22 protein-coding genes are annotated in these 26,133 nt (G+C 73.4%); 8 read left to right on the top strand and 14 right to left on the bottom strand.

All coding sequences use genetic code 11. From position 1 onward, the window contains the following. Positions 1 to 9 precede the first annotated feature (9 nt). The gene (locus IEZ00_RS24075) at positions 10 to 771 is read right to left on the bottom strand and encodes an SOS response-associated peptidase (protein WP_189225595.1); all 762 of its coding nucleotides are present in this window, start codon (positions 769 to 771) and stop codon (positions 10 to 12) included. Positions 772 to 866: 95 nt separating this feature from the next. Here IEZ00_RS24075 and aroA point away from each other — a divergent pair, with 95 nt between their 5' ends. The 3 genes from aroA to IEZ00_RS24090 all read left to right on the top strand — a co-directional run bounded on the left by aroA (position 867) and on the right by IEZ00_RS24090 (position 3,741). After that, positions 867 to 2,132, top strand: coding sequence for a 3-phosphoshikimate 1-carboxyvinyltransferase (aroA, locus tag IEZ00_RS24080; RefSeq protein WP_189225733.1), 1,266 nt, complete (start codon positions 867 to 869; stop codon positions 2,130 to 2,132). A 1-nt stretch (position 2,133) separates the two neighbouring features. Further along, a complete protein-coding gene (gene rsgA / locus IEZ00_RS24085; RefSeq protein ID WP_189225596.1) occupies positions 2,134 to 3,144 on the top strand; it encodes a ribosome small subunit-dependent GTPase A in 1,011 nt (336 codons plus the stop codon). Between the two features lie 210 nt (positions 3,145 to 3,354). Next, positions 3,355 to 3,741 carry a VOC family protein gene (locus tag IEZ00_RS24090; RefSeq protein ID WP_189225597.1) on the top strand — a complete coding sequence of 129 codons (387 nt, stop codon included), beginning with the start codon at positions 3,355 to 3,357 and terminating at the stop codon, positions 3,739 to 3,741. A 13-nt stretch (positions 3,742 to 3,754) separates the two neighbouring features. Here IEZ00_RS24090 and IEZ00_RS24095 read toward each other — a convergent pair whose 3' ends face one another. From IEZ00_RS24095 to IEZ00_RS24105, 3 genes are read right to left on the bottom strand one after another with little or no spacing between them, the layout of a single operon-like run. Then, on the bottom strand, positions 3,755 to 4,258 hold the full coding sequence (locus IEZ00_RS24095) for a DUF6912 family protein (protein WP_189225598.1): 504 nt from the start codon (positions 4,256 to 4,258) through the stop codon (positions 3,755 to 3,757). Next, positions 4,255 to 5,646 carry a WS/DGAT/MGAT family O-acyltransferase gene (locus IEZ00_RS24100; protein WP_189225599.1) on the bottom strand — a complete coding sequence of 464 codons (1,392 nt, stop codon included), beginning with the start codon at positions 5,644 to 5,646 and terminating at the stop codon, positions 4,255 to 4,257. The genes IEZ00_RS24095 and IEZ00_RS24100 overlap by 4 nt, the downstream gene beginning before the upstream one ends. Positions 5,647 to 5,656: 10 nt before the next feature. After that, positions 5,657 to 6,325, bottom strand: a complete 669-nt coding sequence (locus tag IEZ00_RS24105; protein ID WP_189225600.1) for a phosphotransferase — start codon at positions 6,323 to 6,325, stop codon at positions 5,657 to 5,659. A 63-nt stretch (positions 6,326 to 6,388) separates the two neighbouring features. Between IEZ00_RS24105 and IEZ00_RS24110 the strand changes: the two genes are divergently transcribed. Further along, positions 6,389 to 7,162, top strand: coding sequence for a TrmH family RNA methyltransferase (locus IEZ00_RS24110; RefSeq protein WP_189225734.1), 774 nt, complete (start codon positions 6,389 to 6,391; stop codon positions 7,160 to 7,162). A 162-nt stretch (positions 7,163 to 7,324) separates the two neighbouring features. Here IEZ00_RS24110 and IEZ00_RS24115 read toward each other — a convergent pair whose 3' ends face one another. Further along, a complete protein-coding gene (locus IEZ00_RS24115; RefSeq protein WP_189225601.1) occupies positions 7,325 to 7,714 on the bottom strand; it encodes an HAD-IA family hydrolase in 390 nt (129 codons plus the stop codon). A 71-nt stretch (positions 7,715 to 7,785) separates the two neighbouring features. Between IEZ00_RS24115 and IEZ00_RS24120 the strand changes: the two genes are divergently transcribed. Next, the gene (locus IEZ00_RS24120) at positions 7,786 to 8,166 is read left to right on the top strand and encodes an Rv3235 family protein (RefSeq protein ID WP_189225602.1); all 381 of its coding nucleotides are present in this window, start codon (positions 7,786 to 7,788) and stop codon (positions 8,164 to 8,166) included. Positions 8,167 to 8,251: 85 nt separating this feature from the next. Here IEZ00_RS24120 and secA read toward each other — a convergent pair whose 3' ends face one another. From secA to IEZ00_RS24155, 7 genes are all read right to left on the bottom strand, one after another. After that, positions 8,252 to 11,125, bottom strand: a complete 2,874-nt coding sequence (gene secA, locus IEZ00_RS24125; protein WP_189225603.1) for a preprotein translocase subunit SecA — start codon at positions 11,123 to 11,125, stop codon at positions 8,252 to 8,254. A gap of 471 nt (positions 11,126 to 11,596) precedes the next feature. Then, positions 11,597 to 12,280, bottom strand: coding sequence for a ribosome hibernation-promoting factor, HPF/YfiA family (gene hpf / locus IEZ00_RS24130; protein ID WP_189225604.1), 684 nt, complete (start codon positions 12,278 to 12,280; stop codon positions 11,597 to 11,599). A 429-nt stretch (positions 12,281 to 12,709) separates the two neighbouring features. After that, a complete protein-coding gene (locus IEZ00_RS24135) occupies positions 12,710 to 13,219 on the bottom strand; it encodes a ComF family protein (protein WP_306344693.1) in 510 nt (169 codons plus the stop codon). Positions 13,220 to 13,463: 244 nt separating this feature from the next. Further along, complete coding sequence (locus IEZ00_RS24140) at positions 13,464 to 15,221, bottom strand: LpqB family beta-propeller domain-containing protein (RefSeq protein WP_229796040.1); 1,758 nt, start codon at positions 15,219 to 15,221, stop codon at positions 13,464 to 13,466. After that, positions 15,218 to 16,942 (bottom strand): MtrAB system histidine kinase MtrB, encoded by a 1,725-nt coding sequence (gene mtrB, locus IEZ00_RS24145; RefSeq protein ID WP_189225606.1) that lies wholly within the window; start codon positions 16,940 to 16,942, stop codon positions 15,218 to 15,220. Before mtrB ends, IEZ00_RS24140 begins: the two co-directional genes overlap by 4 nt. A 16-nt stretch (positions 16,943 to 16,958) precedes the next feature. Beyond that, positions 16,959 to 17,636, bottom strand: coding sequence for an MtrAB system response regulator MtrA (mtrA, locus tag IEZ00_RS24150; RefSeq protein WP_121009184.1), 678 nt, complete (start codon positions 17,634 to 17,636; stop codon positions 16,959 to 16,961). A 196-nt stretch (positions 17,637 to 17,832) separates the two neighbouring features. Beyond that, positions 17,833 to 18,474: a dTMP kinase gene (locus tag IEZ00_RS24155; protein WP_189225608.1), complete on the bottom strand. Its 642-nt coding sequence runs from the start codon at positions 18,472 to 18,474 to the stop codon at positions 17,833 to 17,835. Positions 18,475 to 18,616: 142 nt separating this feature from the next. Here IEZ00_RS24155 and IEZ00_RS24160 point away from each other — a divergent pair, with 142 nt between their 5' ends. Continuing rightward, the gene (locus tag IEZ00_RS24160) at positions 18,617 to 19,603 is read left to right on the top strand and encodes a hypothetical protein (protein WP_189225609.1); all 987 of its coding nucleotides are present in this window, start codon (positions 18,617 to 18,619) and stop codon (positions 19,601 to 19,603) included. A 246-nt stretch (positions 19,604 to 19,849) separates the two neighbouring features. On the opposite strand, the gene ahcY is transcribed toward IEZ00_RS24160, so the two are convergent. Then, on the bottom strand, positions 19,850 to 21,313 hold the full coding sequence (ahcY, locus tag IEZ00_RS24165; RefSeq protein ID WP_209622789.1) for an adenosylhomocysteinase: 1,464 nt from the start codon (positions 21,311 to 21,313) through the stop codon (positions 19,850 to 19,852). A gap of 128 nt (positions 21,314 to 21,441) precedes the next feature. On the opposite strand from ahcY, the gene IEZ00_RS24170 reads away from it, so the two are divergent. Beyond that, the gene (locus IEZ00_RS24170; protein WP_189225610.1) at positions 21,442 to 23,823 is read left to right on the top strand and encodes a hypothetical protein; all 2,382 of its coding nucleotides are present in this window, start codon (positions 21,442 to 21,444) and stop codon (positions 23,821 to 23,823) included. A gap of 12 nt (positions 23,824 to 23,835) precedes the next feature. On the opposite strand, the gene IEZ00_RS24175 is transcribed toward IEZ00_RS24170, so the two are convergent. Next, positions 23,836 to 25,122: a glutamate mutase L gene (locus IEZ00_RS24175; RefSeq protein WP_189225611.1), complete on the bottom strand. Its 1,287-nt coding sequence runs from the start codon at positions 25,120 to 25,122 to the stop codon at positions 23,836 to 23,838. A gap of 106 nt (positions 25,123 to 25,228) precedes the next feature. Here IEZ00_RS24175 and IEZ00_RS24180 point away from each other — a divergent pair, with 106 nt between their 5' ends. After that, positions 25,229 to 26,086, top strand: coding sequence for an AraC family transcriptional regulator (locus IEZ00_RS24180; RefSeq protein WP_189225612.1), 858 nt, complete (start codon positions 25,229 to 25,231; stop codon positions 26,084 to 26,086). Positions 26,087 to 26,133: the final 47 nt, after the last annotated feature.

Consider the following 26,133-nt stretch of genomic DNA (forward strand, 5'->3'; position numbering starts at 1 on the left):
TCGGCGCGGTCATTTCAGCTCGAACAGGGTGGGCTCCGGCTTCTCGTCCTCGGCCAGCGCGATCGGGTCCAGCAGGGACGGGTCGTTGTTGCGGATGCTGTTGACCCGAGTGGACACCGGGCGCAGCTCCAGGGCGTTGACCAGGTCCAGGTCCGGCTCCAGCAGGTGCTTCGGGTCGGTGCTGTCCGGGTCCAGCCAGGCCGCCCAGCGGTCGCGGGGCAGCACCAGCGGCATCCGGTGGTGCACCTGCGTCATCTCGCCGATGGCGTCGGTGGTCAGCACCGCGCACGTGACGATCGGCTTGCGCTCGTCGCCGTCCTGCTGCCACCACACCGACCAGATGCCCGCCATGGCCAGGCTGGAGCCGTCGCCGGGGGTGATGAAGTACGGCTGCTTGCGGCCCTCGCCGGGCTGCCACTCGTACCAGCCGTCGGCCGGGACCAGGCAGCGGCGCTTGGCCGCGGAGTCGCGGTAGGCGGGCTTGTCCAGCACGCTCTCCGCCCGCGCGTTGATCATCTTGGCGGCCGTGGACAGGTCCTTGGCCCAGTGCGGGACCAGCCCCCAGCGCATCACCCGGACGCTGCGCTCGGTGACCTCCGGGTCCGGCTCGCCGTCCCCGTCGCGCGGGTGCCGCTCGACCACCGCCAGCACCGGTTTGGTCGGCGCCACGTTGTAGTCCGGTCCCGGTGCCCCGCCCTCGGTCCCGTCCACCGCGTCGAACTCCGCCGCGAGCAGCGCCGGGTTCTTGGTCGAGGCGTACCTGCCGCACAAAACCGATCACCTCCGACCGCCATCGTCGCACGTCGCGACGCCCGGTGCGAGCCATCCGGAATCCGATGCGGGATCATCTGGCCATGACTCCGGCCATGACTCCGCAGTGGTCCGCTCCCACCGCCGACGGTCCCGTGCGCGCGACCGTGCCCGTGCCCGGTTCCAAGTCGATCACCAACCGGGCGCTGGTACTGGCCGCGATCGCCGACGCCCCGGCGACGCTGCACGCCCCGCTGCGCAGCCGGGACACCCTGCTGATGGCCGCCGCGCTGCGCGCGCTGGGCGTCGGGGTCGAAGACGGGCCGGACGGGTCGTGGCGGGTGACACCCGCTCCGCTGCGGGGACCGGCGTCGGTGGACTGCGGGCTGGCCGGGACGGTCATGCGGTTCCTGCCGCCCGCCGCCGCGCTGGCCACCGGCGAGGTGCTCTTCGACGGCGACGAGCAGGCGCGGGTCCGGCCCATGGGGACGGTGCTGGGCGCGCTGCGCGCCCTGGGCGCGGACGTGGACGGCGACGCGCTGCCGTTCACCCTGCGCGGCAAGGGCGGGCTGCCCGGCGGCGAGGTGACCATCGACGCTTCGGCGTCCTCCCAGTTCGTCTCCGGGCTGCTGCTGTCGGGCGCGCGGTACGAGAGCGGCCTCACGGTCGTGCACTCCGGCAAGCCCGTGCCGTCGCTGCCGCACATCGACATGACCGTGGCGATGCTGCGCGAGGCGGGCGTGGCCGTGGACGACTCCACCCCGGACACCTGGCGGGTGCAGCCGGGGCCGGTGGCCGGGCGGGACTGGCACGTCGAGCCGGACCTGTCCAACGCCACGCCGTTCCTGGCCGCCGCCGCGGTGACCGGCGGCGAGGTCACCGTGCCCGGCTGGCCCGCGTCCACCACGCAGCCCGGCGACGCGGCGCGGGACCTGTTCGCGCGCATGGGGTGCGTGGTGGAGCTGTCCCCGGCCGGGCTGACCCTGCGCGGCCCGGACCGGCTGATGGGCGTGGACGTCGACCTGCGCGACGAGAGCGAGCTGACGCCGACCGTGGCGGCGCTGGCCGTGCTGGCCGACGGCCCCACCCGCATCCGCGGCGTCGCGCACATCCGGGGCCACGAGACCGACCGCATCGCGGCGCTGGTGGCCGAGATCAACGGCCTGGGGGGCGCGGCCGAGGAGACCGAGGACGGCCTGGTGATCACCCCCGCCCCGCTGCGCGGCGGCGTGTGGCACGCCTACGCCGACCACCGGATGGCCACGGCGGGCGCGATCATCGGGCTGGTCGTGCCCGGCGTGGTGGTGGACGACATCGGCTCCACCACCAAGACCATCCCGGACTTCCCCGGCATGTGGGCCGACCTGCTCGGGGTGCGCTGACGTGGCCCGCGGCGACTGGCGGCGGCTGGACGAGTCCGACGTGCGGGTCCGGCCGGGCAAGGGCACCCGGCCGCGCAGCAAGCGCCGCCCCGAGCACGCCGACGCCGTGCCCGCGATGGTGGTGGGGGTGGACCGCGGGCGGTGGACGTGCGCGGTCGAGGACGACCCCGGCAGGCTGGTCACCGCCATGCGGGCGCGCGAGCTGGGCCGCACGCCGGTGGTCGTGGGCGACCAGGTCGGCCTGGTCGGCGACACCTCCGGGCAGCCGGACACGCTGGCCAGGATCGTGCGGGTGACCGAGCGGCGCAGCGTGCTGCGGCGCACCGCCGACGACACCGACCCGTTCGAGCGGGTGGTGGTCGCCAACGCCGAGCAGCTGGTGATCGTGACCGCGCTGGCCGACCCGCCGCCGCGCCGGGGCTTCATCGACCGCTGCCTGGTCGCCGCCTACGCGGGCGGGCTGGAGCCGCTGCTGTGCCTGACCAAGTCGGACCTGGCGCCGCCGGACGAGCTGCTGGCCGCGTACTCGGAGCTGGACGTGCCGGTGGTGGTGACGCGGTCCGACGTGGACCCCGCCGAGCTGCGGGAACGGCTGGTCGACCGGCTCTCCGCGCTGATCGGGCACTCCGGGGTGGGCAAGTCGACGCTGGTCAACAAGCTGGTGCCGGACGCCAACCGGGCGGTGGGCGTGGTCAGCGGGGTCGGCAAGGGCAGGCACACCTCCACCCAGGCCGTGGCGCTGCCGCTGCCCGAGGGCGGCTGGGCGGTGGACACGCCGGGCATCCGCTCGTTCGGCCTGGCGCACATCACCCCGGACGACATCGTGGCGGCGTTCCCGGACATGAAGGCCATGGCCGAGGAGTGCCCGTCCGGGTGCGGTCACCTGGGCGCTCCCGACGACCCCGACTGCATGCTGGACGAGCTGGTCACCACCGGCGAGGCGTCCCCAGGCCGCCTCGCCTCGCTGCGCCGCCTGCTCGCCTCCCGAGCCAAGCTCGACGAGTACGACTGACGTCTGCAAGTACTACCCGCCCCACCTCCTGGGGTCGCTAACCACTACCCGGCAGGCCGCGCAACCACCGAACCGGTGATACCCGCGTACAGGGGATTCCCGCCATGAGCCGCCGGGGCCCGCGTCCGAACGGGTGCGTTCGAACGCCCGCGCACCGGCTCGACCGCGTCCGCCGCACCGGCGCGGCACGCGGTAGTAGCCTGCGCGACCGTGGCCAAGGTGACCGGAATAGGCGGGGTCTTCCTGCGCTCCCGCAACCCCACGCGGCTGGCGGGCTGGTACCGCGAGCACCTGGGCGTGCCGATGAGCGACCACGGCACCGTGACGTTCCACTGGGACGACTCGGCCACCGACGACCACCCCGGCACGACCACCTTCGCGCTGTTCGCCCAGGACAGCGACTACTTCGGCGAACCGGGCCAGCGGGCCATGCTCAACCTGCGCGTGGACGACCTGCACGACCTGCTCGGACGGCTGCGCGCGCGGGGCGTGGAAGTGCTGCCGGACACCGAGGACTCGGAGTTCGGCCGGTTCGGCTGGTGCGTCGACCCGGAGGGCAACCGCATCGAGCTGTGGGAACCCGCGCCCGGCATGTGACCGCCGGGCGCGGCTACATCAGCTCCAGCACGAAGCTCAGCTCCTGCGGCGCGTACCAGGCCAGCTCGTGGTCCTCCGCGCTGCCCATGGCGAACTCCGCGTCCGGGTCGCCCAGGTCCGCCTCGTCCACCACCTCGGCCGCCTCGCGCACCGCGTCCTCGGCCTCGGCGGTGTCCAGGTGGATCGCGGCGATCCGCTTCAGCGGCACCGCCCCGGACACCTTCACCACCGAGAAGTCCAGGTCCGGCCGGGGCGTCACGTCGTCCACGTCCACCGACACCACCGCGCGCCGCGCCGGGGCCTTGTCGTCGGCGGCCAGCTCGGCGGCCAGCAGGCGCAGCGAAGCCCGCGCCGCGTCCAGCATCGCGACGTACTCCAGCTCCTCGGTGTCGCCGGTGGCGTAGGACTCGCGCAGCGCCGGGGTCAGCGCGAAACCCGTGCCGCCCACCGGGACGAACTCGCCCCGCTCCACCAGCTCCCGCAGCGACGCCACGGTCGCGGGCAGGTAGACCCTCATGCGGACACCGTTCCCATCAGCTCCTCCACCGACTCCTCCACCATGGCCGCGAGCACGTCGACGTCCGGCATGGCGTCGCGGTCCGCGTTCAACCCGAAGTACACGCCGCCGTCGTAGGACGTCACGCCGATCGACAGCGCCTGGTTCTTCGCCAGCGGCACCACGGGGAACATCTCGATCATCCTCGCCCCCGCCGCGTACAGCGGCACCTGGGGGCCGGGCACGTTGGTCACCACCACGTTGAACAGCCGCCGGGAGAACGAGCTGGCCGCGCGGGCGCCCAGGGCGTGCAGCGTCGGCGGCGCGAACCCGGAGAACCGCACCAGCGTCTGCGCCGCCACCGACTGGCCCGACTCCTGGTGCGCCCGCATCGCGTGGCTGACGTGGTGCAGCCGCACCACCGGGTTCGGCTCCCCCACCGGCAGGTCCACCAGGTACGCCGCGACCTGCCCGCCCGCCGGGGCGCCGTCCTCGGCGCGCACCGACATCGGGGCCATCGCGCGCATCGTGGTGTGCGCGGTGACCGCCTCGCCCCTGGAGAGCAGCCAGTTCCGCAGCGCCCCGGACAGCACCGCCAGCACCCCGTCGTTGACCGTGCCGCCGTGCGCCCGGCGGATCGCGCGGAACTCGTCCAGCCGGGCCCGCGCCACCGCGAAGCGGCGTTGCGGCGAGATGCGCACGTTCAGCGGGCTGCCCGGCGCGGGCGTGGCCGCCGTGCGCACCGCCGACGCCAGACCGCCCAGCGCGCCCGCCACCTTGCGCACCGTGGCCACCGTGTCCATCGCCGCCGAGCGCACGTTCTCCACCAGCTCACCCGGCCGCTGCACGGCCTCGGCCACCGCGTCGGCCACCAGCTGCACCGGGCTCGGCTCCGGCTGCGGCATCCACAGGTTCTCCACCGGCCCGCGCGGGGTCGCCGAGACGTCCAGCATCACCTGGCCGATCTCCGGCGCCCCCAACCCGTCCACCACCGCCTGGTGGGTCTTGGTGACCACCGCGGTGCGGTTGCGGGCCAGTCCCTCGACCAGGTAGACCTCCCACAGCGGGCGGGCGTGGTCCAGCGGCCGCGACATCAACCGCGCCACCAGCTCGTGCAGCTGCTGGTCGCTGCCCGGCTTGGGCAGCGCGGAGCGGCGCACGTGGTAGGTGACGTCGAAGTCCTGGTCGTCCACCCACACCGGGCGGGCCAGCCTGCCCGGCACCGGCACCACCTTCTGCCGGTAGCGCGGCACCAGCGCCAGCCGCTGCTCGATCAGGTCGACCAGCCGGTCGTAGTCGAAGCCCGTGCGGGGACGGCGGAACACCGCGACCCCTCCGACGTGCATCGGCGTCGTGGAATCCTCCAGGTACAGGAACGAGGCGTCCAGCGCGGAGAGTCGGTCGGGCATGAGGCCCAGGCTAGCCGGTGCAGCGGCGCACCAGCCTGGTCACGGCCGCCACCTCGGCGGCGTCGCGCTGCCTGCGGGCCAGCCTGATCCGCGCGGCGGCGGGCATCGCCTGCCGCACCTCGCCGCCCACCCCGTCCAGCAGCGAGCGCACCAGCCGCCCCCGCGCCCACCGGCGCAGCGGGCGCAGCGGGGCCACCGCCACGGCCAGCCAGCTCAGCGCCACGTCCACCCGCCGGTCCCCGCGCGCCGCGTCCGCCCAGTCGACCACCACCGGCCCCTCCGGGCCGAGCACCACGTTGCCGGGGTGCAGGTCCAGGTGCAGCAGCCCGCCCTCACCCGGCACGAAGTCCGGCGCGGGCACCTCGTCCAGGCCCCGGTGCAGCTCGGCGAGCTGGCGCCCCAGCGCCGCCGCGCGCCACGGGCGCGCGTCCAGCTCCTGCGACATGCGCGGGCCGGGGACGTACTCCATGACCAGCTCGGTGCGGTGGGCCTCCTCGACCCTGGGCACCGGGACGCCGTGAGCGCGCAGGTGGCGCATCAGCTCGGCCTCGGGCCGCAGGTCGCGGTCCGCCCGGCTGCGCTTGGCGAGCAGGCCGTCCGGCCGCAGGAACACATCGGCCTCCTGACCGCTGGCCAGGAGTCGATCACGGTGCGCGACGTTGCGCAGACGCGAGGTCATGTGACGATCATCATCATTGACAGCCGGAGCACAAGGGCCAAACGGGTGCGGGAGACTGTTCGGGTGGAGATCTCGCCCAAGGACAAGTTCGTCACCGTCTACGGCCGCAAGCCGGTGCTGGAAGCGCTGGACGACCCGCGCCTGGAGGTCGACAAGGTGCTGCTCGCCGAGGGCGCGCGCGGTCCGGCGGCCAAGGAGATCCTGGACGCGGCGGGGCGGCGCGGGGTGCGGGTGCAGCGGGCCACGGCGCAGCGGGTGAAGGTGCTGGCGGGCAACGGGCGGCACGACCAGGGCGTGCTGGCCGACGTGGTCGCGCCCCGGATGCGACCGCTGGAGCTGGCCCTGCGCGACCGGCCGCGCGGGGTGCTGCTGCTCGACGGGATCACCACGCCCGCGAACGTCGGCATGATCCTGCGGACCGCCACGGCGGCGGGCATGGACGGCATCGTGGTGCCGCGCCGCGGTGTCGCGTCGATCGACCCGCTGGTGGTGAAGTCCTCGGCCGGGGTCGCGTTCCGGGCTCCGGTGCTGCGCTGCGCCACGGCGGGTGAGGCGGCGGCGCAGCTGCGGGCGGCGGGCTACCCGCTGTTCGCCCTCGACGCCGGGGCGCGCGAGTCGGTGTACTCGTTCTCGCTGCCGTCGCACGCGGCGTTCGTGCTGGGCTCGGAGACCTCGGGCATCTCCGACGAGGTGCGCCCGCACGTGACCGGGTGGTTGGCCATCCCGATGGCGGCGGGCGTGGAGTCGCTCAACGTCGCCTCCGCCGCCGCCGTCCTCTGCTTCGAGGTAGTCCGCCGCCGCGGCTGCCCCCGCGAGTCGAACCTCCGGACACCCTGAACTCAACATTCGCGCACCTCGGGCAGTAGTTACCGGCCCCCGCACACCCGTCCGGTAGTACTTGCCGACGCACCAGGGGAGCGCGCGCAGCGGGTGCCCCGCGAGCGCCGCTTTTAGTTCTGAACGCTCAGTTCGCGGTGCTTGAACGCTCGACTCGCGGGGTCAGATGCCGAGGAGGATGTGGAGTTCGGCGAGGGTTTCGGCGGGGGTGCGGTGGTGGACGCCGACCATGCCCGCGGCGGCGGCGCCCCGGACGTTGACGGCCAGGTCGTCGACGAAGACGCAGTCGGCGGGGGTCAGGCCCAGGCGGCGCGCGGTCAGCAGGTAGATCCGCTCGTCCGGCTTGGCCCAGCCCGCCTCCCCGGAGGTGACCACGGCGTCGAACAGGTCCGCCCACTCCGGCGGCGGCGACCACCGGCCGTCCGCGTTGGACAGCAGCGCGGTGCGCAGGCCGTGCCGCCGGGCCGCCCGCAGGGCGCCCACCAGGGGCGGCTCCTCCCCCTGCTCGTGGTCGGTGAGGACACCGCCGTAGTCCAGGATCAGCCCGCGCACCCCTGCACTCTATGGGGTCACTCTATGAGGTGAAGCTTGACCGGATTCGCCGTCTCGGCGGTCGAGTGTTCATGTCACTTCGCATGTGGACGTTGCGGGAGTACTCGGTGGCGACCCCGGTCCGGCTGCCCCGGCCCCGCGTCGAGGACGCCTCGCCGGTGCTGCTGGACCCCCGGCGGCTGCTGTCGGCGGTGGTCGAGGCGGTCGACGGGCGGCGGTCGCTGGGGCAGTTGCGCGCCGTGCTGCGCGGCCCCGCCCTGGAGGAGGTCGGGCGGCTGTTCTCCCCCGGCGTCGGCGTGCGGCTGGGGACCGTGCGCCTGTGCTGGGTGTCCAACGGCGTGGCCGAGATCGGCGGGACCGTGCGGCAGCGCAGCCGGGTGCGCGGCCTGGCGGCGCGGGTCGAACTGGTGGAGGGGGCGTGGCGGTGCACCCGGTTCCAGCTGCTGCCGTAGCGCGCGAACGCCCCCGGCGCGGGGCCGGGGGCGTTCGCGGTCCGGGGGCGTTCGGGGTCCGCAGACCCACAGGGCAACCGCGAGGTCAGTGACGCGGGGGCTTCTTGTTGCCCTTCGCCTGCGCCCTGGCCGCCGCGCGGCGCTCCTTGCGGGTGCCGCCCTGCTGGTCGCCCGCCGCCTGGCCGCCACTGGTCTCGGCGTCGCCGCTCTCCGACGGGCCGCTGTAGGTCAGCCGCTGCTGGCCGCCCCTGGCGTCCAGGCCCTTGCCCCGCAGGGCGGGCGGGATGGCGCTGCCGCTGGCCAGCTGGGCCAGCGCGGGACCGGCCGGGGCCTGCTGCCGCTGCTTGGCCTCCTGCTCGGCGGCGGCCGCCGCGGCGGCGCGCGCCCTGGCCCGGCTGCCGGTGAGCTGGCCCGCGCCGTTGCTGATGGACACCTGCACCGGGGGCTCCGGGGCGGGCTCGGGCTCGGCCGCCTCCACCTGGAGGTTGAACAGGAACCCGACGGTCTCCTCGCGCAACGCGTCCAGCATCGCGTTGAACATGTCGAAGCCCTCGCGCTGGTACTCGATCAGCGGGTCGCGCTGGGCCATCGCGCGCAGGCCGATGCCCTCCTTGAGGTAGTCCATCTCGTAGAGGTGCTCGCGCCACTTGCGGTCCATCACGGACAGCAGCACGCGGCGCTCCAGCTCGCGCATCGCGCCGGGGCCGACGCGGCCGTCGATGTCGGCCTCGCGGGCCTGGTAGGCCTTGAGCGCGTCCTCCTGGATCTTGGCCTTCAGGGACTCCTTGCTGAGGTCCTCGTCGGCTTCCAGCAGCTCCTCGGCGTTCAGCGAGATCGGGTACAGCGTCTTGAGCGCCGTCCACAGCTGGTCGAGGTCCCAGTCCTCGGCGTAGCCGTCGGCGGTGGCGCCGTCGACGTAGTCGCCGACCACGCTGGTGATCATGTGCTCCACCTGCTCGCGCAGGTCCTCGCCCGCCAGGACGCGGTGGCGCTCGGCGTAGATCACCTTGCGCTGCTCGTTCATGACCTCGTCGTACTTGAGGACGTTCTTGCGGATCTCGAAGTTCTGCTGCTCGACCTGGGTCTGCGCGCTGCGGATGGCCCTGGTGACCATCTTGTGCTCGATCGGCACGTCGTCGGGCACCTTCAGCCTGGTCATCACCATCTCGACCATGGCCGCGTTGAAGCGCCGCATCAGCTCGTCGTTGAGCGAGAGGTAGAACCGCGACTCGCCGGGGTCGCCCTGGCGGCCGGAGCGGCCGCGCAGCTGGTTGTCGATGCGGCGGGACTCGTGCCGCTCGGTGCCCAGCACGTACAGCCCGCCCGCCTCGCGGACCTCCTCGGCCTCGGCCTTGACCTCGGCGGTGACCTCCTCGATCAGCTTGGCCCAGGCGGCCTCGTACTCCTCCGGGTTCTCCACCGGGTCCAGGCCGCGCTCGCGCAGCTCGTGGTCGGCGATGATGTCCGGGTTGCCGCCCAGCACGATGTCGGTGCCGCGACCGGCCATGTTGGTGGCCACGGTGACCGCGCCCTTGCGCCCGGCCTTGGCCACGATCAGCGCCTCGCGGTCGTGGTGCTTGGCGTTGAGCACCTCGTGCGGGATGCCCTTGCGCACCAGCAGCTTGGACAGGTACTCCGAGCGCTCGACGCTGGTGGTGCCGACCAGCACCGGCTGGCCCTTCTGGTGCCGCTCGGCGATGTCCTCGGCGACCGCCTCGAACTTCGCCTCCTCGGTCTTGTAGACCAGGTCGGGCTGGTCCTTGCGCTGCATGGGGCGGTTGGTGGGGATCGGCACCACGCCCAGCTTGTAGGTCTGGTGGAACTCCGCCGCCTCGGTCTCGGCGGTACCGGTCATGCCGCCCATGCGCTCGTAGAGGCGGAAGTAGTTCTGCAGGGTGATCGTGGCGAGGGTCTGGTTCTCCGCCTTGATCTCCACGCCTTCCTTGGCCTCGATGGCCTGGTGCATGCCCTCGTTGTAGCGGCGGCCCGCCAGCACGCGGCCGGTGAACTCGTCGACGATGAGGACCTCGCCGTTGCGGACGATGTAGTCCTTGTCCCTGGTGAACAGCTCCTTGGCCTTGAGGGCGTTGTTCAGGTAGCCCACCAGCGGGGTGTTCGCCGCCTCGTAGAGGTTGTCGATGCCGAGCTGGTCCTCGATGAAGGCCACGCCCGCCTCGCTGACGCCGACGGTGCGCTTGCGCTCGTCCACCTCGTAGTGGACGTCCTTCTTCAGCAGCGGCGCGAGCCGGGCGAACTCCAGGTACCAGCGCGAGGACTGGTCGGCCGGGCCGGAGATGATCAGCGGCGTGCGGGCCTCGTCGATGAGGATCGAGTCGACCTCGTCGACCACGGCGTAGAAGTGGCCGCGCTGCACCGTCTCGTCCAGGCTCCACGCCATGTTGTCGCGCAGGTAGTCGAAGCCGAACTCGTTGTTGGTGCCGTAGGTGATGTCGGCGTTGTAGGCGACGCGGCGCTGCTCCGGCGTCATCTCCGCCAGGATCGCCCCGACGGTCAGGCCCAGGAAGCGGTGGATGCGGCCCATCCACTCCGAGTCGCGCTTGGCCAGGTAGTCGTTGGTGGTGACGATGTGGACGCCCTTGCCCGCGATGGCGTTGAGGTACGCGGGCAGCACCGAGGTCAGGGTCTTGCCCTCACCGGTGCGCATCTCGGCGATCTGGCCCAGGTGCAGCGCCGCGCCGCCCATCAGCTGCACGTCGAAGTGCCGCTGGCCCAGCGTCCGCTTGGCGCCCTCGCGCGCCACCGCGAACGCCTCCGGCAGCAGCTCGTCGAGGGTCTCGCCCTCGGCGTAGCGCTTGCGGAACTCGTCGGTCTTCGCGCGCAGCTCCGCATCGGAGAGGTCTACGACGTCGTCTTCGAGGTTGTTGATGTGCGCTGCGATGTTGCGCAGGCGCTTGAGCATCTTGCCTTCGCCTGCGCGCAGCAGTCGGGACAGCACCATCTCGGGTCGACCTCATTACCTCATCGCGACGCGCCCTCCCGGGGCGCCTTCCAGCGGCTCGTCGCGGGGCGCGACGGGCCTCAACACCACCCGCCATCGTAGGCAAGTCGTGAAGAGGTGTGCACGGACACACGGCGGAACCGGTGCGCACCTCGTGGCGAACGGCGGACAAGCCGTCCGGGTGATCATCGTCTGACCGGATCAGGTGGCCGGATGCCGCAGCGTGATACGCCGTTCGCCTTCCTCCCGCGGAACCGCACACCCGTGCCAGAATGCGCCCACGACGGCCTCGCCAATTTCCGCGCGGCCGGACGGACGCGATCACGACGCGCCTTGATCGGTTCGTGATACGCCTTGATCGATCCGTGATCGGGCGGACGGCCGGTCCGGCGGCCCGCGCGAAGGGAAACCCCGGCGCACAGGAGCGCCGGGGGTTCCGAGTCCGGATGGGGAGAAAGTCGGGAACGGGGATCAGGCGAGCCTGATTACGCCGTAGTCGAATCCCTTTCTGCGGTAGACGACGCTCGGTCGTTCGCAGTCGGCGTCGAAGAAGAGGTAGAAGTCGTGTCCGACCAGTTCCATCTCGTAGAGGGCCTGGTCGACGGTCATGGGCTTGGCCGCGTGCTCCTTCTCGCGCACGATCTGGCCGGGCAGTTTGTCCTCGACGTCGTCCCAGCGCTGCTGCGCGGGCACCTCGGCCACGCCCTCGTACTCGGGTTCCGGCTCGGCGGCTTCGAGCAGCGCCGTGCGCCCGACCCTGCGGCCCTGGGCCTGTCCCGCGGACGCGGCGGTGGTGACGTCCGCCAGTCCGCCGGTCGCCTCGGCGACCGATGTCGGGCCTCGTCGCCCGTGGTGCACGCGCCTGCGGTCGTGCGCGCGGCGCAAGCGGTTCTCCAGCTTGGCCGTGGCGACGTCCAGCGCGGCGTAGAAGTCGCCCGCGCACGCCTCCGCGCGGACCACCGGTCCGCGACCCTTGGCGGTGATCTCCACCCGCTGGCAGTTCTTGGACTGCCTGCGGTTGGGCTCGTGGAACAACTCCACGTCGAAGCGGATGACCTTGCGGTCGTAGCGCTCCAGGCGAGCCAGCTTGTCCGTCACGTGCACCCGGTAGTGATCGGGCACCTCGACGTTGCGGCCCTTTACGACGATGTCCATACACGACCTCCCTCGCGTTGCTGCGAGCTCTGCCTGTGGATCGTTTCGGCGCCGGTTCCGTGATCGTTGTCGCGGACAGTGGACGAGGGTTGCCCTCAGTTCTCCACCGGCGCCAGGGTCATGGGCTGTTCGCCTCCTCCCCGCGAGCCGGGAACGCTGATAGCGGTGCACGTTAGCCCGGTATTCGCCGATGCGACAGCCCCCGAGGCGGGGGAACTGGAAGAAATCTTCGCGGTGACACAGCGCGACAACAAGGCACCACCTGCGACGGACCCGGCGACCGAGCGCCGCCGGGACGCCCAGCCCGATTCACCCGAACAGCCCAGCGGTGCGCTGGTGACCGGTGGCAGGCCGGCTACGTCGAACGGCCTCCGCGAGGACCTCATGACCGGCCAACGGGCGGGAACGCGGTCGAGTTCCCGATCCGAATCACCCGTGTGGGCTAGATATGCGGGCACTCGTGAACGCGAGGATCGCGGTTACCCGAAAACCGGCCCCTTTTAACACCGAAGCGCATTCGGCGGCCGTGGCACCCGTGGTGACCACGTCGTCCAGCAGCACCACGGCGCTGCCGGGTGGCGGCAGCCCCCGGCGCGACAGGAGCACCCGACCCGCCAGGTTGGCCCTGCGCGTCGCGCCGTCCAGGCCCACGGAATCGCGCACGCCGGGGGCCAGGCGCAGCGCGTCGGCCACCGCGAGGCCGGACGCCCGAGCCGCTCCCAGAACGTGGGAACCGCCGCGGCGGCGGGCGGCGGCCCGCCGGGAGGGCGCGGGCACCAGCCAGCACCGCCCGGCCCCGTCCCAGCGCGCTCCCGGCAGCCGGGGCAGCGCCGCCGTCAGCAACCCGCCGAACACCGCGGCCAGGTCGCGACGCCCGCGCTCCTTGAAGGCGAGCACGAGCTGCCGGGCCGCCCCGGTGTAATTCGCCAAAGCGAACATAGGTGGCCCGTGACCGGGTACAGGGAAAGGAGGGCCGAACGCCGACAGGCACTTCGCGCAGGCGCGCACCCCGTCGGCTCCGCAGGCCGCGCACCGGGACGGGAACAGGAGGCTGAGCAGCATGGGACGACTCTCCCAGCGGGTACCGACGATTCCGGAGCCCCGGAGGCCCTCCTGGTGACTCCCGATCGGGTGAAGTCGATCAACCGGAGAAGATCATCCGTGTTTGATCGTCCGTGGTTGATCAACCGGGGTAGAACACCTGGGCCTCCGAGGAGACCTGCACCGGACTGGCCCGCCACACGTCGCCCAGGTCGCCCGCGCTCCACAGGCCGCTGCGGTCCACCGCGACCACGTTGCGCCCCGGCGCCGCGCTGACCGAGCCGACCGGGACGGTCAGGTTCGAGGTGTTGTAGCGCTCCAGGCGCAGGCCGTCCACGTTCACCTTGACGATCGGCCACAGCGGCAGGGACGTGCTGGCCACCAGCACGTCCTGGGCCAGCCAGTCCAGCGACAGCGCGCTGGTGCCCAGCACCGAGGACTGCAGCGCCCTGGGCTGCCGGATCGCCACCGACGAGTCCTGGGCGCGCACCACCGCGGCCACCAGCAGCCTGCCGCCCGCCACCGCCGCCACCCGCGTGCCGTCGCGGGACAGCCGCAGCTCGGTGATCGGGCCGAACACCGCCAGCTCCGAGGCGTTGACCGCGCTGGCCGTCCAGCCGCGCTCGGTCCGGATCACCCGCACCACGTTGGTGCCGTCCACGACCGTCCACACCTCGTCGCTGGGCTCCCCGGCCCGGCCGCTGAGCAGCCAGGTCGGCCTGGTCAGCGTGGTCGCGGGCAGGTCGACCACGGACAGCTCACCCTCCAGCTCGCCCACCCGCAGCCGCACCGAGCCCGACGCCAGCCTGCTGACCAGCGCCAGCTCCCCGCCGTCCAGCGACTGCGCGGCGCTGACCGCGTTGTAATCGCCCTCGCCCGCCGGACCGGGCACCGGCCTGCCGTCGGTCAGCTGCCGCACCTGCCCGCCACTGACCAGCAGCCCGTGCTGGTCGGCGTCCGGGATCGCCAGCGCCTCGCCGGTCTGCACGTCCGCGGAGCGCCACTCGGTCTGCTCGGTCAGGATCGGCTGGCCCTCCACCAGCACCCGGATGCGGCTGGTGGACACCCCCGCCAGCGACCGCACCACCTGCGCCACGATCTGCTTGCGCACCTGCACGGTGAGGTCGCCGACCTTGGCCAGGTCGACCTCCAGCGCCCCGTCGTCGTCCTCGTGGGTGTCCTGCCGCTGCGCCGCGCCCGCCGGGATCGCCGTGGCCAGCGCGCCGCGCATGGCGTCCGCCGGTCCGCGCAGCAGCAGGTCGGTCACCCGCCGGGGGACCGACGTGGACGGCGGCGTCACCACGTAGCGCGGGTCGGGCACCAGCACGCTGAAGTCCGGGCTCCAGAAGTACAGCGTGACCCGGCGGAAGTTCGCCTGGAACCCGTTGAGCGGCATGTAGATGCCCTCCGGCGGGTCGGAGATGCGCCACTGCCCCTCGTCGTCGCGCTCGACCCCGATGGGCGTGTTCAGCTCGCCCACGTGCTGCACGAACGAGTAGTCCTGGGTCTGCAGCCTGCCCACGTTGCGGCCCTGGAGCAGCACCGTGCGGGAGTCGCTGTCGGAGGACCCGGTGGTGGACTCCGCCGTCGGCGGCACGGTGTTGAACGTGGTCTCGATGATGGTCGGGGTGGCCTTGGTGTCCCAGGTCCGCCTGGCCTCCTCGGTCAGGTACGCCTTGGCCGCGGCGTAGTCGCCCTCCGGGTTGGCGGAGGCGTTGACGAACTCGCGGACCAGGTTGAGCGGGTCGATGTCCCTGGTCGGCGCGGGCGCCTCGGCCTGCGTCGGGCTGCCCGCCGACGGGTTGATCGGCACCGGCGAGGTCTGCGTCGGGATCGCCGCGCACCCCGCCAGCGCCAGCAGCGCGACCATCGCGACCACGGCGGCCACCAGCCTGCTCACCGGACCTCCTCCCGCTCCCCGTCCACCGGCTCCGCGGGCTGCCAGGCGAACTCCTGCTCGGCGGGCTCGACCTCCTCGACCGCGGGCTCGGGCTCCGACTCGGCCTCCACGGCGGGCAGGTCGGGCGGCTCCAGCGGCAGCGGGCTGTGCGCGAGCTCGTGCCCGCGCCTGCACGGCAGGGTCAGCCGGAACACCGCGCCGTAGCCGCGCTCGCCCCACGCCTGCAACCAGCCGCCGTGCAACCGGGCGTCCTCCAGGCTGATCGACAGGCCGAGGCCGGTGCCGCCGGTGCGCCGGTTGCGCGACGGGTCGGCCCGCCAGAACCGGTTGAACACCAGGTCCGCCTCGCCGGGGCGCAGGCCGACACCGTGGTCGCGCACGGTCACCGCGACCGCCTCGCCGTCGCTGCGCAGGGTCAGCTCCACCGGCAGGCCCTCCCCGTGGTCGACGGCGTTGGCCAGCAGGTTGCGCAGGATGCGCTCGACCCGGCGGGCGTCCAGCTCCGCGGTCACCTCGTGGTCGGGCAGGTCCATCACGATGGCGGACCCGCTGCTGGTGGCGATGGCGCGCACCGCGTCGTGCGCCCGCCGGGCCAGCACCCGCACGTCCACCACCTCCGCGGCCAGCTCCTCCACGCCCGCGTCCAGCCTGCTGATCTCCAGCAGGTCGCCCAGCAGCGACTCGAACCGGTCCAGCTCGTCCACCAGCAGCTCGGTGGAGCGGGCCAACCCGGCCGGGAACTGCTCGCGCGAGGCGTGCAGCACGTCCGCCGCCATCCGCACGGTGGTCAGCGGGGTGCGCAGCTCGTGCGAGACGTCGGAGGTGAACCGGCGCTGGAGCTGCCCGAACTCCTCCAGCTGGTGGATCTGGCGCTGGATGCTGGCGGCCATCTCGTTGTAGGACTCGGCCAGCCGCGCCACGTCGTCCTCGCCGACCACCGGCATCCGCTCGTCCAGGCTGCCCTCGGCGAACCGCTCGGCGATCTCGGCGGCCTGCCGCACCGGGCGGACCACCTGCCGGGTGACCAGGTTGGCGATCACCGCCAGCAGCAACAGCAGCACCAGGCCGCCGACCACCAGGGTCTGCTGCACCACCTCGGCGGTGGCCTGCTCGCCGGTCAGCGGGAACAGCAGGTACAGCTGCATCGGCCGGGCCGAGGAGTTCACCGGCAGGCCGACGGCCAGGAACGTGGTGGGGCCCGTCTCGCGGTCCACGGTGGAGATCTGGGTGCCCGCGTGGCCGCCCTCGACCAGCTTGCGCAGGCCCTCGGGCACGTCGACGTAGGGGCCGACGGCGTTGGTCTGGCCGTCCGTGCCGACCAGCGCCGCGTCGGCCAGCACCGGCTCGAACGCGCCCGCGCCCGAGCTGGCCGCCTCCTGACCGGAGGAGTTGATCTTGTTCAGCGCGGTGGTGAACCGCGCCTTGACGCTGTCCGGGCCGGGGTTGAGGCCGGACAGGTCCGGCTGGATCACCGCGGCGCTGGCGTTGGCCTGCCGGATCGCGGCATCGGTCTTGGTCTGCAGCAGCTGGTCGGTGATCTGCACCTGCAACACCATGACCAGCACGAACACCACGGCCGACGACAGCGCGAGGGTGCTCACCACCACGCGCAGCTGCAACGAGCGCCGCCACAGCTCGCCGAACGCGCCCCAGTGCCGCCGCGCGCGCTCGACCGCGCGGCGCGCCAGGCGCACAACGGGGTCCAACGCGCGCGGGCTCATCCTCGGGTCTCCCCGATCACGGAGGACCCGCCTTGTAGCCGACGCCGCGGACGGTCAGCACGACCTCCGGGTGCTCCGGGTCGCGCTCCACCTTCGACCGCAACCGCTGCACGTGCACGTTGACCAGCCGGGTGTCCGCCGCGTGCCGGTAGCCCCACACCTGCTCCAGCAGCACCTCGCGGGTGAACACCTGGCGCGGCTTGCGGGCCAGCGCCACCAGCAGGTCGAACTCCAGCGGGGTGAGCTGGATCGGCCTGCCCTCGCGCAGCACCTCGTGGCCGGGCACGTCGATGGTCAGGTCGCCGATCTGCAGCACCTCGGCGGGCTCGGCCTCGGTGCGGCGCAGGCGGGCGCGGATGCGCGCCACCAGCTCCTTGGGCTTGAACGGCTTGACCACGTAGTCGTCCGCGCCGGACTCCAGGCCCAGCACCACGTCCACGGTGTCGCTCTTCGCGGTCAGCATGACGATCGGGACGCCCGACTCGGAGCGGATCGCCTTGCAGACGTCGATGCCGTTCATGCCCGGCAGCATCAGGTCCAGCAGGACCAGGTCCGGTTTCAACTCACGCAGGGCGGGCAGCGCGCGAGCGCCGTCGGCGACCACCGCCGTGTCGAAGCCCTCGCCCCGCAGCACGATGGTCAGCATCTCCGCCAGAGCGGGGTCGTCGTCCACCACCAGCACGCGTGCCTTCATGCCGAACATCGTCCCACTAGCGGTCCGGTGCCCCCGCACCACCCAGTGATCATCACTGCTGGTCATCACGCGGGTCCGATCCGCAACCAGCCGCTGTCGCCGTTCCACGGGCCCACCTCGCCGTCGCCGCCGCGCTCGTCAGCGACTCATCGGCGGGGGTGTCTCGTTTCGTTACCGCGGTGGTAACCAGGTCGCTCTAACGGGTCAGCAGGCGCTCCAGCAACGGCTCCACCCGCAGGTCCGCGGTGCCGTCGACGACCTCCCACGGCGACAGCCACCCGGCGGCGGCCAGCTCGTCGTAGACCGCGCCGCAGCGCTGCTGGAGCCCGCCGTCGGACTCGTAGACGTCCCGGTCGCGGTCCTCGGTCGCCTCGCGGTGGGCGGCGCGGTCGGCGGCCACCTCCACGGGCACGCGCAGCAGCAGCTGCAGGTCCGGCAGCGGCAGCCGGAACCGGTCGACCTCCAGCGCGCGGACCCACTCGACGAACCCGCCGTCCGCCCGCTGGCGCAGCCTCGCCGCGCCGTAGGCGGCGTTGGAGGCGATGTACCGGTCGAGCAGCACCACGTCGTAGGAGTCGAGGTCGGCGCGGATGCGGTCGGCGGCGCCGCGCCGGTCCAGCGCGTAGAGCACCGACATGCCGTGCACCGAGTCGGTGAGGTCGCCGAGCCTGCCGTGCAGGGCGTCGTCCACCAGGTCGGCGTGCACGTCCTCGCCGTAGCGCGGGAACGCCCCGGTGGTGACCCGCGCCCCGCGCGCGGCCAGCGCGTCGGTCAGCGCCTTGGTCAGCGTGCGCTTGCCCGCGCCGTCCAGTCCTTCGATCACCACGAGCTTTCCCACGGCGCTCACCCTAAAGCGACCACCCTGAGGGGCACCCATTGCCCGCCATCAGGGGCACAGGTAACCCATACGGGTGATCGCCAGTCCTGTATGAGTGACTACGGTGGACGCACCTTGGGGCCCTGCGGAAGGTGGTGCCGCGGTGACCGCGGATTCCGGGCACGCCGGGCCGGTGGACGAACCGGTCGGCCACCCGACCGGGGAACTCCCCGGCACTCTCGCCGAGACCCTGCGCTACGGCCCGTTCCACCGGGCGCTGCGCGACTCCATCGCCCACCGCGGCCTGTCGCTGGCCCGCCTGCGCGCCCGGCTGGAACGGCTCGGCGTGCCGGTCGGGCAGTCCACGCTGAGCTACTGGCAGCGCGGCCTGCGCCACCCCGAAGTACCACGGGCCGTGCCGACCGTCCGCGCGCTGGAAACCGTGCTGGAACTGCCGCCGGAATCGCTGGTGGCGCTGGTCGAACCACAGCCCCGAGCACGCCCGCAGCACGTCGCGCCCCCGTTTGCCGGATCGACGGGGGCGTGGGCTGACCCCGCGCCGCTGCTGGCCGAGTTCGAGGCCGTGCCGCGCAGCGCGCGGTCCAACGCCGACCTGGAAGTGCTCGCCGTGCACGACACCGTGCTGGTCGGCGCCCAGCGGGAACAGCGGGCGATCACCACGCGGATGGTCGTGCGCGCGCTGCGCGCCGGACCCGACCGCTACCTGGCGGTGCACCAGGGCGACGAGGGCTGCCTGATCGACAAGGCGCTGGTCCGGCCCGCCGAGGGGTGCAGGCAAGGGCGGGTGCGCAGGCAGAGCGCGTCGCGCGGGCTGGCGTTCGAGCTGCTGTTCGACCGGAAGCTGGCCGAGGGCGAGGAGCACGTGTTCAGCTTCACCGTGCTCGACGACACCGGCGGGCCGACACCGGGGCACCACCGCACCTTCCGCGACCCCTGCCGCGGCTACCTGCTCCAGCTCGCGTTCCACCGGCGGTCGCTGCCCGCGCGGTGCACCAAGCAGTTCCGCCAGGAACCCGAGGCCACCCCCGTCGAGGTGGGCGAGCTGGTGTGCGGGCTGGGCGGGGTGGTCAGCGCCTACTTCTCCGACGTCGGTCCCGGCCTGGCAGGCGTCACCGTCGAGTGGACCTGACCCGCAAACTCCGCGCGCTCCGCGCGCGCCCCCTGGTGCGTCGGCAAGTACTACCAGAGGGATGTGCGGGGGCCGGTAACTACTACCCGAGGTGCGCGGAAGCGCCGGTCAGGGCGCGAAAGTGCGGGTCGGGGTGTCGGAACGCGCGACTCGCGGGGGCGACACGCCCAACACGCCCATAAGTGGGTGGCACCGAGGGCGGGCGTGGGCGGGATGGGCCCGCCCACGCCCGCCCACGCCGGGAGGTCAGTAGCGGTAGTGCTCGGGCTTGTAGGGGCCCTCGACGTCCACGTCGATGTACTCGGCCTGGTCCTTGGTCAGCTTGGTGAGCTTGCCGCCGAGCGCCTCCAGGTGGATGCGGGCGACCTTCTCGTCCAGCTTCTTGGGCAGCCGGTACACCTCCTTGTCGTACTCCTGGTACTTGGTGAACAGCTCGATCTGCGCGATCACCTGGTTGGAGAACGAGTTCGACATCACGAAGCTGGGGTGGCCGGTGGCGTTGCCCAGGTTCAGCAGCCTGCCCTCGGACAGCACGATGATCGAGTGGCCGTCCGGGAACACCCACTCGTCGACCTGCGGCTTGATGTTGATCCGCCGGATGCCGGGGTAGCGCTGCAGCCCGGCCATGTCGATCTCGTTGTCGAAGTGGCCGATGTTGCCCACGATGGCCTGGTGCTTCATCGCGGCCATGTGCTCGATGCGCACCACGTCCTTGTTGCCGGTCGTGGTGATGATGATGTCGGCGCGGTCGAGCACGTCCTCCAGCCGCTGCACGTCGTAGCCATCCATCGCCGCCTGGAGCGCGCAGATCGGGTCGATCTCGGTGACGATGATCCGGGCGCCCTGGCCGCGCAGCGACTCCGCCGCGCCCTTGCCCACGTCGCCGTAGCCGCAGATGACCGCGACCTTGCCGCCGATCAGCACGTCGGTGCCCCGGTTGATGCCGTCGACCAGCGAGTGCCGGATGCCGTAGCGGTTGTCGAACTTCGACTTGGTGACCGCGTCGTTGACGTTGATCGCCGGGAACAGCAGCTCACCGGCCGCGGCCAGCTGGTACAGCCGCATCACGCCGGTGGTGGTCTCCTCGGTCACGCCGCGGATGCCCTCGGCGATCTTGCTCCACTTCCCGGAGTCCGCCGCCAGCGACCGGCGCAGCGTCTCCAGGACGATCTGCCACTCCTCCGGGTCGTCGTCCTCGGGCTGCGGGACGACACCGGCCTTCTCGTACTGCGCGCCCTTGTGGACCAGCAGCGTCGCGTCGCCGCCGTCGTCCAGGATCATGTTCGGGCCGCCACCGTCGGGCCAGGTCAGCATGGACTCGGCGGTCCACCAGTACTCCTCCAGCGTCTCGCCCTTCCAGGCGAACACCGGGACGCCCTTGGGCTCTTCGGGGGTGCCGTGCGGGCCGACCACGACCGCAGCGGCGGCGTGGTCCTGGGTGGAGAAGATGTTGCACGAGGCCCAACGCACCTCGGCGCCCAGCGCCACCAGGGTCTCGATCAGCACGGCGGTCTGCACGGTCATGTGCAGCGAGCCGGAGATCCGGGCGCCCTTGAGCGGGTAGACCTCGGCGTACTCGCGCCGCAGGGCCATCAGGCCGGGCATCTCGTGCTCGGCCAGCCTGATCTCCTTGCGGCCGAACTCGGCCAGCGAGAGGTCTGCCACGGCGAAGTCGATGCCGTTGCGCGTCTGCAGCCTTTCGGCGGTCATCGAGGATTCCTCCATCTCGGGGTTCATCCGACACTACCGCCCGCCACGCCGGTCGGTCCGGGTCGTCCGCAACTCGGCGCGAATACACCACTATGGCCACCTCGGACCCGAGGTTCGCGGGAGGACCAGTGCTGATACCCGGCCCCGACACGCGGGTGGTCGAACTGCGGGTGCACGGCGTGCAGGGCACCACCGCGCAGTCGCTGGTGGACGCGGTGGCGGCGGTGGACGTAGCGGGCGACGGCCTCGGCCGCCTGGTGCGGCCCGCCGACCGGCTGCGCAGACCCGCGCCCGGCCCGGTGCTGCAGGCGGGCGGGCGGCCGGTGCCGCGCGTGGTCGAGGGCTACGTGTGGGGCCGGATGACCTCCGGCGGCTGGGCCAAGGCCACGTGGGCGCTGCTGTTCCCGTTCAGCCTGGCCAACGTGGCGCACTGGATGCTGCCGCCGGTGCCCGAGCGCAACCTGCCCGCCCACCTGCTGGGGATCTGCCTGCGCGCGCTGCTGCGGCTGGCCGCGCTGCTGCTGACCGCGCTGCTGGTGACGCAGCTGGCGGTGATCAGCCTGGACCTGGTGGCGGCGCAGTGCCTGGCGCCGGGGTCGGCCTGCCTGCTCGGCCAGGACTGGGCGCACCGGGTGCCGTGGGTGCGGGCGGTGGTCGGGATGCTGCCGGTGGCGCTGGCCGTGCTGGTGCTGCACCGGGTGTCGAGCGTGGACTGGCGCATCGAGCGCCCGGCCTCCGCCCCGACCGCGCCGTCGGTGCTGCCCGGCGCGCACGTGGCCACCGACCCGGACACGCCGTCGCTGCGGGTGCTGCACCTGGTCGCCGCGCTGGGCACGGGCGCGGTGATCGCGCTGGGCGGGCCGCTGCGGTCGCTGGCCGCGCCCGGCTGGCACGGCGCCGCGATCGAGGTGTGCAGGCTGCTGGCCGTCGCGCTGGTCGGCTTGGCCGCGCTGGGCGCGATGCTGCTGGACGACCCGACCGGTGGCGCGCCGCACCGGGGCGGGCGGTGGCTGCGCGCGGCGCTGTCCGCCGGGCCGCGCCGGGTGCTGCACGCGGCGGCGTGGGCGGTGTTCGCCGCCGCCATGGCCCTGCTGACCAGGTTGCCCGCGCGGCTGCCCGGCGCGGACGAGGGCGTGCAGCTGGTCGCCGCGCTGCTGACGCTGGTGTGCCTGCTGTTCGGGGTGCTGCTGGCGCCCGCCGCGCTGCTGGCCCGGCGCACCTGGTCGGAGCTGCCGCGCGAGCTGCGGCCGTGGGCGGGCGGCTGGATGGCCGCGCCGGTGCTGGCGCTGGCCGCGCTGGTGGGCGGCGGGTTCGGCGCGGGCATCGCGCTGACCCTGCGCCGCCTGCTCGGCCACGGGGCGCTGCCGCGCGGCTACGACTACATCGCGCTGCTGTGGGGCGTGGCGGGGGTGCTGGCGCTGCTGTCCGCGCTGGCCGTGGCCGCCACCACCGGCATGGTGCGGTGGAGCTCGCTGCGGCGCGGCAAGGAGTGGGCGCGCGAGGCGGCGCTGCTGCACACCGGGCGGACGCGGGACCTGCGGGCCGCCGCGCGGGCGTGGTGGTGGGCGCGGTGGGAGCGCCACCACAGCCACCACGTGGTCCTGATCGGCGCGGCGGTGCTGGTGGTCGGCGCGGTGCCCGCGTCGCTGCTGCGGCTGCGCGAGGTCGACCCGCCCGCGTGGGCGCGGCCGGTCGCCGCGCTGGGCGTGGTGGTGCTGGCGGTGCTGGCGATCGGCCTGCTGCGCGCGGTGTACCTGGCCGCCCGGCGGCCCGACTCGGCGCGGCGGCTGGGCGTGCTGGCCGACCTGGCCGCGTTCTGGCCGCGCGAGGCGCACCCCGTGGTGCCGCCGTGCTACGCGCTGAAGGTGGTGCCGGAGCTGGTGGCGCGGGTGCGCGAGCACCTGGCCGACCCCGGCGCGCGGGTGGTGCTGGCCGGGCACAGCCAGGGCAGCCTGCTGGCCGCGGTGGCCGCGGCGCGGCTGCTGGAGCAGTTGCCGCCCGCCGACGCGGCCAGGCTGGGCCTGGTCACGGCGGGGGCGCAGCTGCAGTGGGCGTACTCGCGGGCGTTCCCCGCCGTGGTGCCGCACGCGTCGCTGGCCGCGCTGGCCGGTGGGCTGGGCGGGCGGTGGCGGGCGCTGTGCCGGGGCACCGACCCGCTGGGCGGCGCGGTGACCACGTGGCGGCGGCAGGTGTTCAACGGGGTGCTGCTCGGGGCGGGGTTCCGCGCGGACGGCACCAGCGGCGCGCTGCCGCCCGCGACGACGGGGCCGACCGGGGCGCTGGTGCTGGGCGGCGACCACTGGCTGCCGGACCCGCAGCGCGGGCCGTTCCCCGGTCGGCGGTGGGCTCCCGGCGTCAGCGGCCACGCCGACTACACCGCCGATCCGGAGTGGGACCGGGCGGTGGCCATCGCCGCCGGGCTGGAGGGGGTGACGCCCGCGCCGCCGGTGCTGCCCACCGCCCGCGAGGGTGGTCTCACCCTGCCCCGCCCGTCCGACCTGACGCCGTGAGCCGGGTGGTGGTTACCGGCCCGTGGGGGTGGGTCGGGTAGTACTTGCTGGCGCGGTCAGGTGGGTGGCGAGGAGGTGGTCGGCGGCGCGTGCGCGGCCGGTGGCGGCGAGCAGTCCGGCCGGGGCGAGCACGTAGCGGCGGTCCACCACGATCTCGGCCCGGCGCAGCACGGGGCGCAGCACCGGGTCGGCCCGCAGGGTGGCCTCGACCGCCTCCGTGGACTCCGCGTGCCGGAAGACCCCGCCGGACAGCACGAGCAGCGTCGCGCCCTTCGGCCCCAGCCTGCCGTCCACCGCGCGGAGGTGGCGGCGGACGGCCAGCACGGCGGCGAGCGCGGCCAGCCGCTGGTCGACCTCCGGGTCGTCCGGCAGCCACGTCACGTCCTGGGCGCGGATCTCCGCCTCCCCGTGGAGGAACGCGGCCTCCGCCTTGTCGACCAGCTTCTCGGCGAGCGCTTCGGCGACCACGCCGGGAGCGGACCAGCGCACGCCGAGGTCGCCCTCCACGGTGCGGCGGTCCGGCGGCAGCGCGACCGTGGTCTCCACCTCGTCCACAGTGGACACAGCGGAGTAGACGTCCGTCGTGGCGCCGCCGACGTCCACCACCAGCACCGCGCCCTCGTGGTCCCGCGCGGCCAACCGGGACACCCCGACGAGCACCGCGTCCGGCGTCACGGCGCGCACCAGACGGCGGAACTCGCGCCCCCTGGACAGGCCCTTGCCGCCGATCACGTGGCGCAGGAACACCTCCCGGATCGCGGCGCGCGCCGGTCCTGGGGCCAGCTGCCCGACATCGGGCAGCACGTTGTCCGCCACCGTGGTCCGCTTGGCGTTGAGCAGCGCCAACGCCTCCTCGCGCGCCTCGGCGTTGCCCGCCAGCACCACCGGGCGGCCGATCCGGGCGAGCTTGCGCGCGTTGTGCAGCAGCACCTCGCGGTCGCCGCCGTCGGTGCCGCCGACCAGCAGCACCACGTCGGGACGGGCCGCGCGCACGGCGGCGAGGTCGCGCAGCGGCCCCGCCGACACGTGCACCACCCTGGCCCCCGCCGACAGCGCCACCCGGTACCCGGCCTCGGCGCTGACCAGCCGCTCCTGCCCCACCACCGCCAGCCGCAGCCCGCCACCGGCCGACGAGCAGGCCAGCACCTCGTCCGGCTCGCCGAGGCGGACGCGCCGGATGCCGTCCATCACCTCCGGCGGCGTGGTCGGGTGCTGCGCGGTGGCCACCAGCTCGCCGTCCTCGCCCACCAGGGCGGCCTTGGTCCACGTCGAGCCGACGTCCAGGCACAGCACCGTCATGCCCGGCAAACTACCCCGGCACCCGACCGCGGCGGACACGGAATGTCGGGTCCGCCGGTGCCCCGGCTCCCTAGCGTCGGTGGCGCTACGGAGGAGGGAAATCCCAGTGCTGGAGCGGTTGAACGAGGCCATGGAGCACATCGAGCGCCACCTCGACCGGGAGGTCGACGTGGCCGAGCTGGCGCGGATCGCGCTCACGTCGGAGCACCACTTCCGGCGGATGTTCTCCGCGCTCGCGGGCATCCCGCTGTCCGAGTACGTCCGGCGCAGGCGGCTCACCGTCGCGGGCGCGGAGGTGCTGGCGGGCCGGGAGACGCTGCTCGACATCGCGGTGCGCTACGGCTACGGCTCGGGCGAGGCGTTCGCCCGCGCGTTCCGCGCCGTCCACGGCGTCGGCCCCGGCGAGGCCCGGCGCACGGGTGCGGCCCTGCGCTCCCAGCCGCGGATGTCCTTCCGCCTCATCATCGAAGGGAGCAGCACCATGCGGTACCGCATCGTGGAGAAGGAAGCCTTCCGCCTGGTCGGCAAGAAGGCCCGAGTGCCCCTCGTGCACGAGGGGATGAACCCGGCGATCGTGGAGTTCACCCGCGGCGTCGGCAAGGAGGCGCTGGAGCGCGTCAAAGGGCTGTCCAACGGCGAGCCCGCCGGTCTGCTCAGCGTGACCGACAACGCCGAGGGGGTCGAGGAGGGCAGCGAGCTGGACTACTACCTCGCCGTGGTGACCGGCGCCGCGCCGCCCGCCGACCTGGACACCCTGGACGTGCCCGCGGGCACGTGGGCGGTGTTCGAGGACTCCGGTCCGTCCCCGCAGTCGGTGCAGCACCTGTGGCGGGACGTCTACACCCAGTGGTTCCCGTCCAACCCGTACCGGAGCAGGCCGGGGCCGCAACTGCTGAGCACCCGGCTGTCCGAGGACGGCGCCGAAGCCGACTCGGAGCTGTGGGTCCCGGTGGAGCGCGACTGAGTCGGGTGTCCCCGAGGTCGGTGCGCACCGACCTCGGGGACACCCGG

The organism is Saccharothrix coeruleofusca, from assembly GCF_014648515.1.
GTDB classification, from domain to species: Bacteria; Actinomycetota; Actinomycetes; order Mycobacteriales; family Pseudonocardiaceae; genus Actinosynnema; species Actinosynnema coeruleofuscum.

Bases quoted from the DNA above. Each gene is read 5' to 3' on its own strand.
- aroA (WP_189225733.1), top strand. From the start codon at position 867: ATGACTCCGCAGTGGTCCGCTCCCACCGCCGACGGTCCCGTGCGCGCG.
- IEZ00_RS24095 (WP_189225598.1), bottom strand. From the start codon at position 4,258: ATGAGGGTCTACCTGCCCGCGACCGTGGCGTCGCTGCGGGAGCTGGTG.
- IEZ00_RS24100 (WP_189225599.1), bottom strand. From the start codon at position 5,646: ATGCCCGACCGACTCTCCGCGCTGGACGCCTCGTTCCTGTACCTGGAG.
- IEZ00_RS24105 (WP_189225600.1), bottom strand. From the start codon at position 6,325: ATGACCTCGCGTCTGCGCAACGTCGCGCACCGTGATCGACTCCTGGCC.
- IEZ00_RS24120 (WP_189225602.1), top strand. From the start codon at position 7,786: ATGTCACTTCGCATGTGGACGTTGCGGGAGTACTCGGTGGCGACCCCG.
- secA (WP_189225603.1), bottom strand. From the start codon at position 11,125: ATGGTGCTGTCCCGACTGCTGCGCGCAGGCGAAGGCAAGATGCTCAAG.
- hpf (WP_189225604.1), bottom strand. From the start codon at position 12,280: ATGGACATCGTCGTAAAGGGCCGCAACGTCGAGGTGCCCGATCACTAC.
- IEZ00_RS24135 (WP_306344693.1), bottom strand. From the start codon at position 13,219: ATGTTCGCTTTGGCGAATTACACCGGGGCGGCCCGGCAGCTCGTGCTC.
- mtrB (WP_189225606.1), bottom strand. From the start codon at position 16,942: ATGAGCCCGCGCGCGTTGGACCCCGTTGTGCGCCTGGCGCGCCGCGCG.
- mtrA (WP_121009184.1), bottom strand. From the start codon at position 17,636: ATGAAGGCACGCGTGCTGGTGGTGGACGACGACCCCGCTCTGGCGGAG.
- ahcY (WP_209622789.1), bottom strand. From the start codon at position 21,313: ATGACCGCCGAAAGGCTGCAGACGCGCAACGGCATCGACTTCGCCGTG.
- IEZ00_RS24175 (WP_189225611.1), bottom strand. From the start codon at position 25,122: ATGACGGTGCTGTGCCTGGACGTCGGCTCGACGTGGACCAAGGCCGCC.